General features: G+C 63.9%; 11 protein-coding genes. 4 read left to right on the forward strand and 7 right to left on the reverse strand.

What is annotated here, in order from left to right; genetic code table 11:
• Window positions 1–80: 80 nt before the first annotated feature.
• Complete coding sequence (locus tag I71_RS40610; protein ID WP_042695987.1) at window positions 81–794, reverse strand: FadR/GntR family transcriptional regulator; 714 nt, start codon at window positions 792–794, stop codon at window positions 81–83.
• 322 nt (window positions 795–1,116) lie between these two features.
• Between I71_RS40610 and uxuA the strand changes: the two genes are divergently transcribed.
• From uxuA to I71_RS16795, 4 genes are all read left to right on the forward strand, one after another.
• Entirely contained in the window at window positions 1,117–2,181 is a 1,065-nt protein-coding gene (uxuA, locus tag I71_RS16780) for a mannonate dehydratase (RefSeq protein WP_042695988.1), read from the forward strand.
• A gap of 11 nt (window positions 2,182–2,192) precedes the next feature.
• Window positions 2,193–3,050 carry an SDR family oxidoreductase gene (locus I71_RS16785; RefSeq protein WP_042695989.1) on the forward strand — a complete coding sequence of 286 codons (858 nt, stop codon included), beginning with the start codon at window positions 2,193–2,195 and terminating at the stop codon, window positions 3,048–3,050.
• Window positions 3,051–3,203: 153 nt separating this feature from the next.
• Window positions 3,204–4,490, forward strand: a complete 1,287-nt coding sequence (locus I71_RS16790) for an MFS transporter (protein ID WP_042695996.1) — start codon at window positions 3,204–3,206, stop codon at window positions 4,488–4,490.
• Between the two features lie 74 nt (window positions 4,491–4,564).
• On the forward strand, window positions 4,565–7,027 hold the full coding sequence (locus I71_RS16795) for a TIM-barrel domain-containing protein (protein WP_042695990.1): 2,463 nt from the start codon (window positions 4,565–4,567) through the stop codon (window positions 7,025–7,027).
• 173 nt (window positions 7,028–7,200) lie between these two features.
• On the opposite strand, the gene I71_RS16800 is transcribed toward I71_RS16795, so the two are convergent.
• From I71_RS16800 to I71_RS16825, 6 genes are all read right to left on the reverse strand, one after another.
• Window positions 7,201–7,992, reverse strand: coding sequence for a MoxR family ATPase (locus tag I71_RS16800; protein ID WP_159107397.1), 792 nt, complete (start codon window positions 7,990–7,992; stop codon window positions 7,201–7,203).
• Window positions 7,993–8,146: 154 nt separating this feature from the next.
• On the reverse strand, window positions 8,147–10,039 hold the full coding sequence (locus tag I71_RS16805) for a hypothetical protein (protein WP_148294270.1): 1,893 nt from the start codon (window positions 10,037–10,039) through the stop codon (window positions 8,147–8,149).
• Window positions 10,036–13,215 carry a WD40 repeat domain-containing protein gene (locus I71_RS16810; protein ID WP_042695992.1) on the reverse strand — a complete coding sequence of 1,060 codons (3,180 nt, stop codon included), beginning with the start codon at window positions 13,213–13,215 and terminating at the stop codon, window positions 10,036–10,038. Before I71_RS16810 ends, I71_RS16805 begins: the two co-directional genes overlap by 4 nt.
• Window positions 13,212–14,234, reverse strand: a complete 1,023-nt coding sequence (locus I71_RS35070; RefSeq protein ID WP_148294271.1) for a hypothetical protein — start codon at window positions 14,232–14,234, stop codon at window positions 13,212–13,214. The genes I71_RS16810 and I71_RS35070 overlap by 4 nt, the downstream gene beginning before the upstream one ends.
• Window positions 14,235–14,564: 330 nt before the next feature.
• On the reverse strand, window positions 14,565–16,022 hold the full coding sequence (locus tag I71_RS16820) for a hypothetical protein (protein ID WP_049976168.1): 1,458 nt from the start codon (window positions 16,020–16,022) through the stop codon (window positions 14,565–14,567).
• A 49-nt stretch (window positions 16,023–16,071) separates the two neighbouring features.
• Window positions 16,072–16,537: hypothetical protein (locus tag I71_RS16825; protein WP_211098398.1), on the reverse strand; the 466-nt coding region annotated here is incomplete at its 5' end.

Consider the following 16,537-nt stretch of genomic DNA (forward strand, 5'->3'; position numbering starts at 1 on the left):
GATCGACCGTCGAGCTTCACCGCCTTCGGGCTGTTCCGTCCTTCCCCGGACTAGCCGCTTTTGCGGTCCAGTGGGACCCCTCACGCGCCTCCGTCGAACAGGCGCTTCTGCGCGTTCCGGATATGCCTGCGCATCGCCTGTCTGGCGGTTCCGGCGCCGCGGCTGCGGATCGCCTCAAGGATCACCCGGTGATCGGCGCACATGGTGACGATGATCGAGCTGTCGGAATATTGGCGCTCGAACTTCGCATAGTGGAGAGTCTTGCGCTTGTTCCACAGCATATCGGTGATTTCGACGAAGACCGGATTTCCGGTCATCGCACCGATCATCTCGTGGAACTGCTGGTCATGCTCATGGAAGGTCTCCATGTCGCCGGCCGCCGCATCCACTTCCATTCGTTCGACGATGCGCGTGATGTCGTGGATTTGCGCATCGGTCGCCTTCTTCGCAGCGAGTGCCGCGATTTCCCCTTCGATCGTCTCGCGCGCCTCCATCAAGGCTTCGACGCCAATCCCCTCGTCCGTCCCGTCTCCTCCCGCCGCATTCTCCGCACCCTCGGGAAGGATCGGGCGCACATAAACCCCGTGTCCGGTCCGGATCTCGACCCAGCCATTGATCTCCAGCGCGATCAGCGCCTCCCGTACCGAGGAGCGGCTGACGCCAAGCTGCTTTGCAAGATCGCGCTCCCCCGGCAGCAGCTGGCCCGGCGCAAAATGACCATCGCGAATGAACTGGATCAGCACGTTCGATATCTGGCGATACAGGCGCTCGACCTTGACCGTCGGCAAATCCATGACACAGCTCCAAGACGACTCTTGCTCGCACACGTCGCGATGATCGCGCCTTACCCGCCTGGCGGATGTGCGGCGCGGTGACGCATCCAACACCATGAGCGGCACGGAATCCAGGCGCCATCGGAGTTTTTTGAAAGGTGGGCGCCCGAACCGCTCCATTCAGCCCGAAAAGCCCTATTGCGGGCGATAAAAGCTTTAGGCTAACGTTTGCCTAACTGGTCAGGCCAGTGGGCCACCGGACCATGTGGGTGTCACGGCACCCGCCACGCGACCCTTTCCGCAGAGCCGGCGTCCGGCCTGCAGGCTTTCAACGAGACCGACGATGAAGATGACCTTCCGCTGGTACGGCGATACCGATCCGATCCCGCTCAGCCATATCCGACAGATTCCCGGCATGACCGGCATCGTGTCGGCGGTGTACGACGTGCCGGTCGGAGAGGTCTGGCCGGTCGCCAACATCCAGGCGCTCAAGACCAAGATCGAGGCGCACGGCCTTGAGCTTGAAGTCATCGAAAGCGTTCCGGTCCACGAGGACATCAAGCTGGGCAAGCCGTCGCGCGACCGGCTGATCGACAATTACTGCACCACCATCCGCAATCTGGCCCAGTGCGGCATCAAGGTGATCTGCTACAACTTCATGCCGGTGTTCGACTGGACCCGCACGACGCTGGACATGACGCTGCCGGACGGCTCGACCACGCTGGCCTTCGACACCGAGACGGTCGAAAAGATCGACGTCAATCAGGGTATTTCGCTGCCCGGCTGGGACGCCAGCTACCGGCCCGAGCAACTGAGGGCGCTGCTGGCGGATTATGCCGAGGTGGACGAGGAGACGCTGTGGCGGAACCTCGAATATTTCCTGAAGCGCATCATCCCGGTGGCCGCCGAGGCCGGAATCCGCATGGCGATCCACCCGGACGACCCGCCCCGTCCCATCTTCGGCCTGCCGCGCATCGTCAAGGACCGCGCCGACCTCGAACGGCTGCTCGCCATCGTCGACGATCCGGCCAACGGGCTGACGCTGTGCTCCGGATCGCTCGGCGCCTCCTGCAAGAACGACATCCCGGCCCTGGTGCGCGAGTTCGCCGGCCGCAAGCGCATCCACTTCGCCCATCTGCGCAACGTGAAGATCAACGAGGCCGGCGACTTCCACGAAACCAGCCACCGCTCCGCCGACGGCTCGCTCGACATGGCCGAAATCGTCAAGGCCTATTACGAAGCCGGCTTCGACGGCTACGCCCGGCCGGACCATGGCCGCATGATCTGGGGCGAAACCGGCAAGCCGGGCTACGGCCTGTATGACCGTGCGCTGGGCGCCGTCTACCTGAACGGCTTGTGGGAAGGCGTCGCCAAGGCCGAAGCCGCCAAGGCGAACGTCGGGAAGTGAGGACTCCGTCCATGGAAAACCCGTTCAACCCCTCCGACCTCCAGGGCAAGGTCGCCGTCGTCACCGGCGGCGGCGGCGTCCTGTGCGCCGGTTTCGCCCGCGCGCTGGCCAAGGCCGGCGCCCGCGTCGCCATCCTCGACCTGAAGGCGGAGGCCGCCGAACAGGTGGCCGCCTCCCTGCGGGCCGAGGGCAACGAGGCCGTCGGCATCGCTGCCGACGTGCTGGACCGCGCCTCGCTGGAACAGGCAGCGGCGGCGGTGCTGGAGCGCCTGGGTCCGTGCGACCTGCTGGTCAACGGCGCCGGCGGCAACCACCCGCGCGGCACGACCAGCAAGGAGTGGCTGGAGGACGGCGATCTCGACGACCCGTCCCTGACCAGCTTCTTCGACCTCGATCCGGTCGGCGTGAAGTTCGTGTTCGACCTGAACTTCCTCGGCACGCTGCTGCCGACCCAGATCTTCGCCCGCCAGATGATCGGCCGCGAGGGCTGCGGCATCATCAATGTCTCGTCGATGAACGCCTTCCGTCCATTGACCAAGATCCCTGCCTACAGCGGCGCCAAGGCAGCGGTCAGCAACTTCACGCAATGGCTGGCGGTGCATTTCGCCAAGACCGGCATCCGCGTCAACGCCATGGCGCCGGGCTTCTTCCTGACCGCCCAGAATCACGCCCTGCTGATCGATGCGGCAACCGGCGAGATGACGCCGCGCGCCCGCAAGATCGTGGATCACACCCCGATGGGCCGCTTCGGCGAGGCCCACGAGCTGACCGGCACGCTCCTGTGGCTGGCCAGCACCAAGGCATCCGGTTTCGTCAACGGCACCGTCATTCCGGTGGACGGCGGCTTCGCCGCCTATTCGGGCGTCTGACCGCCCGTCCTCCGCTTTCGTCTTCGAAGGCCGACGCCCGGGGGCCAATCATACCCGGGCCATCTCCCAGCACCGCCGCTTTCAAACCCCGGGCAGTCCTGCAACGGATTGCCCCAAGAAAAGCCACGATGCTGCCCGCCATTGGAGGAAACGTTGAAGATCAAAGGATTGAGATGGTGGATCATCGTTCTGATCTGCCTGGGAACCGTCATCAACTATCTGGCGCGCAACTCTCTCGGCGTGATGGCCCCCATCCTTAAGACCGAGATGAACTTCACGACGCAGGAATATTCCTACGTCGTCGCCGCCTTCCAGCTCGCCTACACCGTGATGCAGCCGGTCTGCGGCTACATCGTCGATTTCCTCGGGCTGAAGGTCGGCTTCGCGCTGTTCGCCGTCCTGTGGTCGCTGGCCAACTGCCTGCATGGCTTCGCCACCGGCTGGCTGTCGCTGGCCATGTTCCGCGGCATGCTGGGCCTGACCGAGGCCGCTGCCATTCCGTCCGGCATCAAGGCGGTCGGTGAGTGGTTCCCGAAACAGGAACGTTCGGTCGCCGTCGGCTGGTTCAATGCCGGCACCTCGCTGGGCGCGATGCTGGCCCCGCCGCTGGTCGTCTATGTCCAGATGCAGCATGGCTGGTCGACCGCCTTCATCGTCACCGGCTCTCTCGGTTTCGTTTTCGCAGCGCTGTGGTGGCTGTTCTACCGCTCGCCCGCCGACCATCCCAACATCACCGCCGAGGAGCACGCCTTCATCGTCGCCGGCCAGAATCCGCCGGCGGCCGGCGCCGGCGGCGCCCGCGTGAAGCCCAAGGTGATGGAAATCCTCAGCACCAAGCGCTTCTGGGGCATCGCCATCCCCCGCTTCCTGGCCGAACCGGCGTGGCAGACCTTCAGCTTCTGGATCCCGCTCTATCTCGCCACCGAACGCGGGATGGACATCAAGCAGATCGCGCTGTTCGCCTGGATGCCCTTCCTTGCGGCCGATTTCGGCGGCATCCTCGGCGGCTACCTCTCACCCTTCTTCATGAAGCACTTCAAATTCTCCGTGGTGAATTCGCGTCTGGCCGGCGTCGTCATCGGTGCGATCTGCATGATCGGCCCCGGCCTGATCGGCCTGGCCAGCGATGCCTACACCGCCATCGCCCTGTTCTGCCTCGGCGGCTTCGCCCATCAGATGATCTCGGCCCTGATCAACACGCTGAGCGCCGACGTTTTTGAAAGCCACGAGGTGGCGACCGCCAACGGCCTGACCGGCACGGCGGCCTGGACCGGCGGCCTGACCTTCTCGCTGATCGTCGGCGCGCTCGCCACCACCATCGGCTATGCCCCGCTGTTCGTCTGCCTGACCGTGTTCGATCTGGTCGGCGCCTGCGTCGCCATCGCCCTGCTGCGCGACCGCGGCGACAAGACGCCGGCGGGGACCGCCGCCGCCCGCTGACCACAATTCCTCACTGTTCCCTCGGGGCGCGGCGCCTCGGCTGCCGCCCCCTCGCAACCCCATCGAGACCCATCATGACCCAGCCGCTTCCGAACCCGCCGGCGTCCGCCCCGTCCGCACCATCGCTGTCCGCCCTCCCGGTCTTCGCCCTGGCGGAGCGGGATGGCGCCCGCCTGACCCTGCGCGCGGCCGAGGGCGGTCATATCGCCCATCTGTTCGTGCTGGAGGACGACATCGTCCGCGTCATGGTGCTTCCCGGCGGCAGGCTGCGCAGCCCGCGCAGCTGGACGGTGGCGCCGGGGGCCGAGGATGTGCCGGCGGAGGGCCGCGACCGTTTCGACCTGACCGGATTCTCCTGCCCGGCCTTCACGGTGGAGGAGAGCGCCGGCACCCTGGTGGTGACCACCGCGCGACTGCGCCTGACCGTCGCGCTGACCGGCCTGTTCTGCCGCTGGGAAACGCAGGTCAAGGGGACGTGGCATGCGGTGGCCGCCGACCGTCCGACCCAGAATTACAATTTCGGCTGGTGGGACGAGCGGGTCTATCACTATCTGAAGCGCGACGCCGCCGACGAGATGTATTTCGGTCTGGGCGAGCGGTCCGGGACCGCCGACCGCCATGGCCAGTCCTACCGGATGAGCAATCTGGACGCGATGGGCTACAACGCCCGGACGACCGATCCGCTCTACAAGCACATCCCCTTCTACATCACCTGGAAGAAGGCGGCACAGGTCCCGCTCGGCATCTTCTATGACACCCTGTCCGACTGCAGCTTCGACATGGGGCGCGAGCTGGACAATTATCACGGCCATTACCGCTATTTCGTCGCCGACGCCGGCGATCTCGATTACTACGTCATCGCCGGCTCGGCGCCGGCCGACATCACCCGGCGCTTCACCTGGCTGACCGGCCGGCCCGCCTTCATGCCGAAATGGAGCCTGGGCTATTCCGGCTCCACCATGACCTATACCGACGCGCCGGACGCCCAGGACCGCATGAACGAGTTCCTGGCGAAGTGCGAGGAGCATGACATCCTCTGCGACTCCTTCCACCTGTCGTCGGGCTACACCTCGATCGCCGACAAGCGTTACGTCTTCCATTGGAACCGCGACAAGTTCCCCGATCCGGCCGCCTTCGCCCGCCATTATCTCGACCATGGCGTGCGGCTGTGCGCCAACATCAAGCCCTGCCTGCTGCGCGACCATCCCCGCTTCGAGGAGGCGGCGCGCGAGGGACTGCTGGTGTGCGATCCCGACGGCAGCCCGACGATGGTGCAGTTCTGGGACGAGGCCGGCGCCTATCTCGACTTCACCAACCCGAAGACGCTCGACTGGTGGAAGGCGAGGGTGAAGGAGGCGCTGCTGGAACCCGGCATCGCCGCCACCTGGAACGACAACAACGAGTTCGAGATCTGGAGCGACCGCGCCCAGGCCTCCGGCTTCGGCGCGCCCTTCCCGGCGCGCGACGCCAAGCCGCTGCACACGCTCTTGATGATCCGCGCCTCCAAGCAGGCCCAGCAGGAATTCGCACCGGATGTGCGGCCCTTCCTGATCTCCCGCGCCGGGGCCGCCGGCATGCAGCGCTATGTCCAGACCTGGTCGGGCGACAACTACACCAGCTGGGAAACGCTGAAATACAATGTGCGCATGGGCACCGGCCTGGCGCTGTCGGGCGTGTCCAACACCGGCCACGACATCGGCGGCTTCTCCGGGCCGGCCCCCGATGCCGAGCTGTTCCTGCGCTGGGTGCAGTTCGGCATCTTCCTGCCGCGCTTCTCGATCCATTCCTGGAACGACGACAAGACGGTCAACGAGCCCTGGATGTATCCGGAGATCACCCCGGCGATCAGCCGGCTGATCAAGCTGCGCGCCCGGCTGATCCCCTATCTGTACGACCTGCTGTGGCGCTATCACACGTCCTACGAGCCGATGATCCGGCCGACCTTCCTCGATTTCCCCGAGGATCCGCGCTGCTTCGACGAAAATGACGAGATGCTTCTCGGGGCGAATCTGCTGGTGGCTCCGGTGGTCGAGCCGGGACGGCGGGACCGCGAGGTTTATCTGCCGGCGGGGACCGACTGGTATGACGCCTGGACCGGGGAATGCTTCACCGGTGGCCGGACCGTGACCCTGGCGGCGCCGCTGGACCGTCCGCCGCTGCTGGCGCGGGCCGGCTGCGCCATTCCGCTCAACCTCGCCGACCAGCATTTCAACCGGGGCGCCGATGAACGCGGTTTCGCGCTGTTCCCCCATCGTGGCACCGGCGCCTTCCAGGCCGGCTGTTACGAGGATGACGGCGGCAGCGAGGCGTACCGCACCGGTGACCATGGCCGCTGGACGGTGGCAGTCGCCGCCTCGGCCGACCGCCTGACGGTAACGCTGGCCAAGGAGGGCGCCCGTCCGCCCGCCGCCACCTCCCTGACCCTGCTGCTGCCGCCGCAGGAGTGCCGCGCGCTGGAGATCGCCGGTGGCACGGTGGCGTCCGACCGCATCGCCGACGGCTGGCGAACCGTCGTCGTCACGCTCACCGCGTCCTGATCGGACGGCCGTGGGGGTAACCCCCGCGCCTCAGACCTGCTGCCGGCCCCGTCATGCGGGCCTATCGCCGAACGATATGGCCGGGACCGGCAGCAGGGGGGAGCTTGCCAGACGATGATCGGAACCTCGGGCGGAGACCGTCGCCGACCGACGGCTTGTGGCAATGCACAGAGTCATCGCTTCTGCACATCGGCGATGTCTTGATGATCTTTCAGAAGGACGCCGAGATAGGGCAATTTCGACAGGTCGGTATGCAGTTGTTCCGGATAGGAGCCGACGGCCAGCGCAAGCACCCGCAGCCACACCAGGAACTCGCCGGTCGAGGGCGTTTTCCGCAGCGGAAACTCGTCCCGCAGGGCCATGAAGCGGCGCAATGCCAACGCGATGAAGTCGTCGCTCAGCGGCAGGTACATGTCGCGCCGCAGGCGCACGGCTTCCTGCAGGAGCCGCTCGTCGAAGCGGACATGGTGGTAGACACACCGCCGGAGGAACGGTTCGGGCAGCCGTCGCTCGCTGTTGGAGGTGATGACCAGGATCGGCCGTTTGGCCGGTGGCGTCCGGATCCTCTTGCCGGTCTCCAGGACCGTGAACTCCATCTTGTCGAATTCGTGCAGGAGGTCGTTGGGAAAGTCCCGCGGGGCCTTGTCGATTTCATCGATCAGCAGCACGCGCGGGTATTCGGACTCGAAAGCCTCCCACAGGGCGCGTCGCTCGACATACCGCCCTTTTTGCAGACGGGTCTTGGTGGCACCGGCGATGTGCGCGTCATGAAAATAGCGCACCGTGTCGAAGTTGTAGAGCAGATCCCTGGCGGTCGTGTCCGACTTCACCTGGAAATGGATCACCGGCTCGATGCCCAGCTTGCAGGCGATGTAATAAGCGGCCTGGGTTTTTCCTGTACCGGGTTCGCCGGTTATCAGAAGCGGCTCGCCGACGGCAATCGCGGTGTTGATCGCGGTCTCCAACGCCTGGCCGGGGACGAAGCGTCGGGCATCGGCCTCGAACCCGGTGTCGATGGCCGCAAAGGGCCGGTTCAGAAGAACCGACCGGGGCGGCACCTCGTCGTCGGCTGCACGGATAAGATCGAAGCGGTAATTGGTCATCGGAATTCCGGCTGAATCAGTAATCGAAGTCCGGGGTCGGATCGTTGCTGTTGGGAGTCAGCTCGATCGTCCCCTTTTCCCAAAGTTTGATCACCGCCTTCTCCAGCTCTTCGACCGTCGCCTCGTAGGCGCCGCCCGTTCGTTGCAGGATGGCGTCCAGGGTGCGTTCAAAGTCCGCAGGAAGATACTCGATCTTGTGCCGGTTCAGAAAATGGACAAGATCCTGGCGGGTCAGCGATTTCAGCTCGTCGAGCAGGGTGAAGCCGGTCAGCGCCATGCCGTCGGCCGGGGGGCCGTGCTTGATCATCGCCTCGGCGAAGTTCTGCGGCTTCTCGACGACGAAGGCGGTTCCGAGGACGGCGAAATTCCGGACGCTGAAATGGGGAGCGACCTCCCGGTTCCACAGGTCGAGATACTGGCGGAGCGAGGCCGGGTTGATGACCCCCTGCCCCTTGACCGTGATGTGGCGGATATAGGCCAGGACGCGCGTGTCGGAATTCGCCCGCACATCCCGCCGCAAGGCGGCCGGAACATCCTCGAAGCGCTGAATGCCGAATGCCTGCAGCAGCATGTTGCGAAATTGGCCCGGCTCGGCGACCTGCGGCCATTCCGGCGCGAACTCGACGATCTTGGTGTCGCGCAGCCGCTCGTCGAAGTCCACCCGCAGGCGCTTGACCAGCAGTTCGCATCCATGCCCCGGCCCTCCGTACCATGTGTAGGCCTGGGATCGCGGCTTGCCCTGCTGGAACATGGTCTCGATCTCGTACAGGATGCGGCTCGCCTGCGGCACGCGATCGACCTTCAGGTGCCAGGACGGATCGCCCATCCGGCTGAGCTGCTCTCTCAGCAGCGGGCTTGACTGCCATTTGGAATAGTGCCGGTAGAGAACCGGCGTCATCCAATGCACCGAGTTGCTGTCCAGCCCCTGTTCGAGATAGCCCAGATACAGCTCCCGCACGGCCTGTCCAGGGTCGGCACCGTCGAGCAGGACGCGGCGCCAGAACAGCATCCCCTGCTTGCGTGCCAGATCGACAGTGGCGGTGGCCCGGTTCGCCACCAGCGCCGGGACCCGGTCGCCGAACTGGAACCCGGCGCCGAGATACCCGGCGGCATCGCCCTGGCAGCAGTTGAGATAGACGATGACCGGCTTGCAGACGCGCAGCAGCGCGTTGGCGAAATCGGCCAGGGGCATGGCGCGGGCCAGCCCGCTTTCGTTCTCGAACCACAGTTCGGCGCTGTCGCCATCGGCGAAGCCATGCCCGTAATAATAGACCACGTCGGCCTTGAAATCCCGGACGTCGAGGAACTCCTGCCACGAACGGACGATGCGGAGGCGTTGGCCACCTTGTGCATAGCGGGGATCGGCCCCGCGCAGCATGGCCTCGAACTCGTCCAGATGAGCGGCGCCGGCCGTGGGATCGCGGTCGCGCGGCTGCGGGGCGACGACGAGCACATGGGGAAGGGGCGGAAGTTCAGCCGGTTCATGGTCCGTCCGCGTCGCCAACGCCACCATCACGTTGCGCAGAACGCAGTGCCCACCCTCGCGTCCCATCAGATTCCAGGGGAGGCGGGCGATGCGTTCATCGGTGGTGACGATCCGGATTTCGCTGGCGATGTTCGGCAGGCGGCTCCAGCATTCGGCCGCCCGATCGCCGAACACCTCGTTCCAGAGATACTCTCCCACCGCCACCTGACCGCGCCGGTCGAGCAGCGCGGCGGTGTGGGTGTAGTCCGGTTCGCGCGCCGCGTCGCAGATGCGGACAAGGGGCACCGGCTCGCCCCGGACAGTCACCATCGCTTCGGGGCCAAGCGACACGCCGGGACGATCCAGCTCGAACGCTCCTCCAGCTGTGCGTACACGAACGGAGAAACTGCTGCCGAACGGCGATATCTCAATATGCATGGTCATGGCTTGGACTCGTCAAGGCGATGAAAAGACCAGAATTCTTTGTGTTTGGTGGCGGAGAGCCGTTTCCCATCGACCAAAGGCCCCTCAACCCGCATGTCATCGTCGCCAAGGCGCCACTGTGCATCCCTCATGCGAAGCCAAGGAGGAATGAAAAAGCATCCAAACACCATGAGAGATGATAAAGAAATCATCAAAAATATTTTGATTGTAAGAAAAAGATTATTTTTGCTATATAATGATAATTCATTTAATTTTAATAGATTATCGTAATGAATTGATGGCAATGACATAATTAATGGATAATTTTCATCAACGATTTCACTTTCTTCTTCCATGTCTTTAAAATAATGTAAATACATTCTATTTGCTAATAGGAATTTTTTTTCATGATTAAATCCGACTTTCCCAAATAATATTATTGGTTGTATAATAGAAAATGAATTTCTCATGTTATCAATTTCTGAATAACTTTCACCTACTCTAGGTAAGAAAAAAATTTCTTTTGATATCATGCAAGCTATAACTCTGAATTCATCGCTGTATAAGCAGGATAAACCATCAGACTCCCCAAAAATTTTGCACAATCTGTCGTTGTTTGTTAGAAATATTTCGCTCCCATTGTAATAAGCAACACAATCATTATCGCTCCACGCGAATGGCATGAAAGCACGTGTCAGTCCGTGGAATTCCATAAGCAGAGTCCCAGCGTCGAGAGACCATATCGAGAGTTCCCCAGCTTCCGACCCGCATGCCAGCTTGTCTCCATCGGGCGAGAAGGAAAGCCAACGGATTGCGTGACGGTGGGGAAACCGATGAACAACGCGCCCCGAATCAGGCGCATAGATTTGAACGACCGAACCGTTGGCTGCTGCGAAATAACGTCCCTCCGGAGAGAATTCGCACTGCAGGCCTCTACTGAGTTCCTTGATGACCTGCCAGCCGACCGGCGACTTCGCGAACGTCCCCTTGCGCGACTGCACATAGGATTCGGCGAATCCCGCCAGCGGCGGCACAGCGGCGGCATGCATGAGCATCCGCGCGGCCATGGTGTTCAAAGCGCGCTCCATCCGCTGACGCATTGAATGCCGCCCGGTCTCACCCGTCAGGCCTTTCAGGATGTTTTTCGCCAGCAGGCTCCGCGGCGCACGGCGCAGGGGAATACGGCCGTCCCGCTCCTCCGCCTCCTGCCGGATGGTGCGGCTTTGCAGGGTGTCCTTCAGGCTGTGGACCAGGGGCGTCGCGGAGAGCCGCTTCAGTTCCTCCGCGGCGGCATCGGGGTCCCTCTCCAACCGCACGCGCGCCATCGCCCAACGCCACATCAGGTGGGGAATGGTCGTGCAGCCCTTGGCGGGCCTGGGAGGCTCGGCGCGTCGGATGGTCTCTTCGATGAAATCGAGAACCCGCTCCTGTTCCCGTGCGTCCCGCAGCGTGGCGAACCCCTCGGCCAGAACGGCCAGGACGGGCTGGGCGAAAGCGATGCCGACGGCGGAGCGTTCCGTCCCTGGCAGCGCGAGCAGCCGGTCGATACGCTCCGGCGGCACGCTGGCATGAAAGGTTCGCCGCAGTTCATCGGCCAAACCGAAGCCGATCGGTTGCACCATCGCACAATCCTGCGCCCAGGAGAGCGCGTCGCCCAGCAGATAGTCCATGCGGGTGCGCAAAGCGGGCGAGTAGGGATCGAGGAACACGGCCCGCGCGGACACCGGGGCAAGCGTCGGGCAAGCACCGCCGCGCTCCGACAGATGGAGACGGGCAAGCTGCGTCAGCCCTTCATCGGTCGCCGGCAGCACTGGAAGCCCGGCGCCGGCGGCAAGCGCCGTTCCCTCGTCCCAAAGCTGACGGTCGCGCAACTCCAGCCACGCGACGCATGGCCAGCGCGACAGCTCCTCCAGCAAAGGCCGGTGGCCGGCACACAAGCTTTGGCTGTCGGACAGCAGCAGGAGAAGGTAGCCGTCCCGGCTGTTGTCCAGTTCGTCCAGATGCAGTTCCCGCCCGTCCTCGTGGCAGCAGACAGTGGGCGCTCCCCGGAACCAGCCGCGAAGCACGCCGATGCCACGCTCTTCCAATCCATCCGCCAGTTCAGCCGCCGCGTTGTTCCAGCTCAGCGGTTCGGCCGAACGGTCCTCCAGAATGACGACCTGACGGTCACGGCGGTGCAGATGGAAACACAGGTCGGCCACCCCGCCAGCCCGGACGCTCGTGTCCACCGTTCCAGCCATATCCAATATCTGGCTGGTTGCCGCGCTTTTGAACCGCCCGATGCCATCCGCCAGCACATCGATTCCGGTGGCGCTGAGACGCGGACCCGGCGGCGCATTCATGGCAATGGCAAACGGCGACTCGCCCGCATCGTCAATCACAGCAAGCGGCTTTGAAAAGCGTCTTGAGAGCGCTATCAAGTTACGGATAGAAGGAAAAACGGAAGAGATAAGGATAAAAATAATGATAGATACAGAAAAAAATATCATCAACAATAGCAACACCACAGAAGCAAAAAATCTAGTATAAACGTTATCTGTTATCAATCCCAATATATAGTAAATTAAACCTTCAATTTTATTTTCGCTATATTGTCTTACCAGAAACAACTGCAATAAAATTATAATCGCGAAAACTATGAATTTTTTTGAATTTTTAAAATTAAAAATTGCGCGAAAATTTGTGGCGTCTACTAGACTTTTAAATAAATGAGGGATATCAAAAATATTCATTAGCACAAAAGGCGAACTCCTAGAGTTTTCCGTTATTTCTCCGGCTTTCCGACCGACATCGACCGCATCCCCACCTACGCCCACGCCAAAACCACCCGCCGATCCGCTCGGGTTTCCGGCTGGGTCTTTCCTCTCCAGGGTCGCCAACTCCTCCAACGCGCGCGGGACGTCGACGGTGGCGAAGCGGCGTTCGGCTGCGGATGGCAGGCTGAAGAAGGCGGCGCACCGGCGGCGCAGCAGGTCATCCGTCTCGGCTGAGGTGGCCAGGAGCGGACACAGCACGTCGGCGATGTGGTCGCCGGTCCACCGCCCCGGCCACGCACGCAACGCCAGCGCGATGCGGTCGTAGTCGCGCGGCGAGAGATGGATGCCATCGGCAGCCAGGGAGGCGAGAAACGGCTCCAGCGGGAAGCCGATGGCATCCCGCGGATCGTCGGCCTGTCGGTTCCGCACCGGACTCTTCATGCGCCGGCAACCGCCGACCAGAAGGCGTGCGCGACCTCCGGATGGGCGATGTCGCTGTGAGCGCCGGCCAGTCCATGCCTCGCCCGGATATAGGGCGAACCGTCGATGTTGTAGAGTCGGCCATCGGTGAAGCCATAGGCATCGCCGGCCGGCTTCATCGTCATGGCGACCGGATCGTTGCCGGGTCCCTGCGCCCCGAAGCTGCCCAAGGCCCCGTATTTCGGAAAGCCTCCGAAGGCGAAACTGGCCGAAAGCCGGGAACCGATCGGATAGAAGGTTCCGCAGGCGGTGTCATGCTCCGAATGGACGATGACGATCGGGCCGGACACGCGGTGCTCATCGATCATGCGCCGGAAATAGCCGGCCGTGCCCGGCGCCTCCGGGATGTCGTTGCAGTAGGACCACAGGGACAAGGCGCCCTGCACCAAAAAAACGGTGTCGAGCAGATCTTCCCTCGGCGGGCTTCCGGCAGGCCCGGCCGCCATGGCGGAAATCACGATGCAGCCGAAGCTGTGCCCCATGGCATGGAAGCGCACGGTACGCCCGGCCGGCACCGCGGCGTGCAGCGCGCGCAGCAGTGCCGCCGGTCCTGCCTCGCCCACGGTGCGGGCACGCGTCTTCATCGTCCAGAATGACAGGACACGCAACGGCGACAGCAGCCCGCCGACCACCGAGCCGCCGAAGGGCAACGCACCCTGTCCGGCCAGTTCCTCCTCGGCCTCGCGCCACTCGTCGTAGATGTCCTGCGGATCGAAGAGGTCGTGATCCGCTCCGGGTGCCGCTCCCGCCCCGGCGCTGTCCAACCCGGCCTCCCGGTAGAGGATCCGGTAGGCATCGACCGCGTCGTCCGGCAGGCGGTCGGGATCGGGGTCCCGCTCCGCCGCCGCGACCAGGGTTTTGAATGCCGCTTCCGCCTCGGCGGGTCGGCGATCCGCTCGCGCAACAGGTCGAGCGAGGCCGCCATCCCGCCCATCGCAATCGCCGGGAAAGACGTGCCGGGAAGATCCTCCTCCCCCCAAGCTAGGCTCGGCCAGTGCAGGCCGATCAGCAGCGGCGCGAAACCCTGGTATTTGCGCCGGACGGCATCGATGCCTCCGCTTTGGGCAAGGGCGGTCCGCAGCCATGTGTCGTATTGGCCGAGCGCTCCTTCGACATCATGGTCCCAGCCATGGCTGAACAGGAACACGTCGGTGACCGGCGTCTCCCGCACCGTCCGGACCACCGCCTCGCTGAGCAGGCCGCCGGAGTCCGGGCGCTCCTGCCCTGCCTTGTCGTAGCAGATCATCGCATAGGCGGGCCGTTCGGCGGTGGCGTCGATCATGGGCATTCTGGACCTCCTGCGGTCGGTGTCAGGGAGCGGGCGGAGGGAAGGAAATGCGGGCAGCCGGATCGCCGACGACCGTGTAATTGCGCGCATCACGGCAAATGATCCAGTCGTTCGCCAGAGACAGCTCGTTGATCGGAATCCCGTTTCGGGCCAGCGCGATCTGGCGCAGGAGATTGACCGACACCGTCTTGAACCGGTCGTCGAAATAGGCGGCGGCGAGTCCCACCGGCTTGCCGTCGAGAAGGCAGTGGAGGGAGTCGACAAAGGCATCGACATAGGAGCTGATCCCCCGCCACATGAACGAATAGGCCCAGGCCCGGTCCACATGGCCGATCACGGCGGATGCCCCTTGGCGCAGCATGCGTTTGGGCAGGGCTGCGACGAACGGGTCCGGCGCCAGCCGCAGGGGTCTGCCATCGCCCCCTGTCCTGAAATCGTCGAAATCGGGAGAGCCGGCGCCGTAGCAGGCGAAGTGAAACGCCACCATCCCGTCGAGCGCCGCATCGCCGGGAATGTCGTCGGCGCCGAAATAGAAATCCGGAGGCACCGGACCGGGACTCAGCGGCCGCCATTCCTGGCAGAGGAGCGCACCCTGCCGGGCCTTCTGCAGGTCCGGATCGTCGGGCGGAAAGCCGATGCCATGGCAGGCGGTGAACAGGACGGACGGTCGGTCCGCCGCGTTGATCAGGCTGGACAGCGCCGGCTTCGTGGCCTGTTCGTCCAGAACCTCCCGAATCGCCCAGTTCGGCATCCGCGTGCGCAGGTTTTCGAGGAGCGGCCGGGCCAGCCGGGTTGCGCTCAGTTTGGTCGCGCGGTCGCCCGGGTTGCGGGTTGCGAAGACCGCGGCGCTGCGCCGGCCCGCCGGCTGGGTTTCGCTGCGCACCAACGCCGTCGCATAGCGGTGGTAGTCGTCCACATCGTCGAAGGCGATCCGGCCCACCGCATAATCGGCGTCCAGAAGATACTGGAAGTCGTAGGGGATATCCTTGGGCTCGCCGATGATGAGCAGATACAAGGGCACACGGTTCGGGTTGACGTCCCCCAGACCGACATCGTGGCGGGCCAGAAAGGCGACGGCGTCCTCTCCGGCCTGCACATCGAAACTGCGGAAGCGCTTGCCGGCCTGCCGGCGACGGTGCTCCAGCAGGGGGGCGAGGGCGTCCCGGACGTCGGCCCCAGTGCCCGGCGCGAACAGCACGCCCCAACCGGCCTGCGCCACGTCGGATGGATCGACACCGTAGGAAAGGCCGAGCCGCCGCCGCTGCTGCGCCGAAACCAAGGGGGTGGAAGCTGCGGCATCGAAGACCTTGGTCTCGACCGCAAGGGCGGCCAGATCGGCCAGAGGCATCGGTTCGATCAGAAGCCGCCCCGTGGCCGCATCGACACCGTTGAAGCAGACGAGGTCGGGATCGTCCCCCGAGCCGTTTCCTTCCCCATTTCCTCCCGTGGCGGACGGTCGCCGGCCGGACGTTGACGTCATGCTTTTCCCCCCACCGACGACGGTTTCACTGGCTTTCGCCATGCTTGGCTTACAGGGTGATGTGATAGTCGTACCAGAAAGGCCCGGGCACGAGGTTCTCGCACGGTGTCGGCTCGGGTCCGACCGGGGCCTTGGGCACCGCCAGGGAGTCGCTTCGCACCACGGCCTTGGCGCGATCCTCCAGAGCTGCCATCAGCTTCCCATAGGGGATCGTCGGCCATGGCGCGTCCTGGGTCGACAGAAGTGCGGTGAAACGGCCTTTGGGCATGCGCTCAACCGCACTGTGCGGCGTGGCATTGTGGCTGCCATGGTGGGAAACCTTGTAAAGGTCGATGCTGTTCAGAATCTCCACCCCGTCCGGCTCGTTCATCCAGGCTTGCCAGTTCCCGTATTGGGCGTCGCCTGCGAAGAGCAGGTTCTTTCCGCGATAGGACAGCAGAAGCACCAGGCTGGTGTTGTTGATCGCCTGGTCCAGCATGAAGGCCAACGACTCTAGAGGTCCCCCGGGACCGAGC

Origin of the sequence: Azospirillum sp. B506 (assembly GCF_000333595.1) — a bacterium.
In the GTDB taxonomy this organism is placed as follows: Bacteria; Pseudomonadota; Alphaproteobacteria; order Azospirillales; family Azospirillaceae; genus Azospirillum.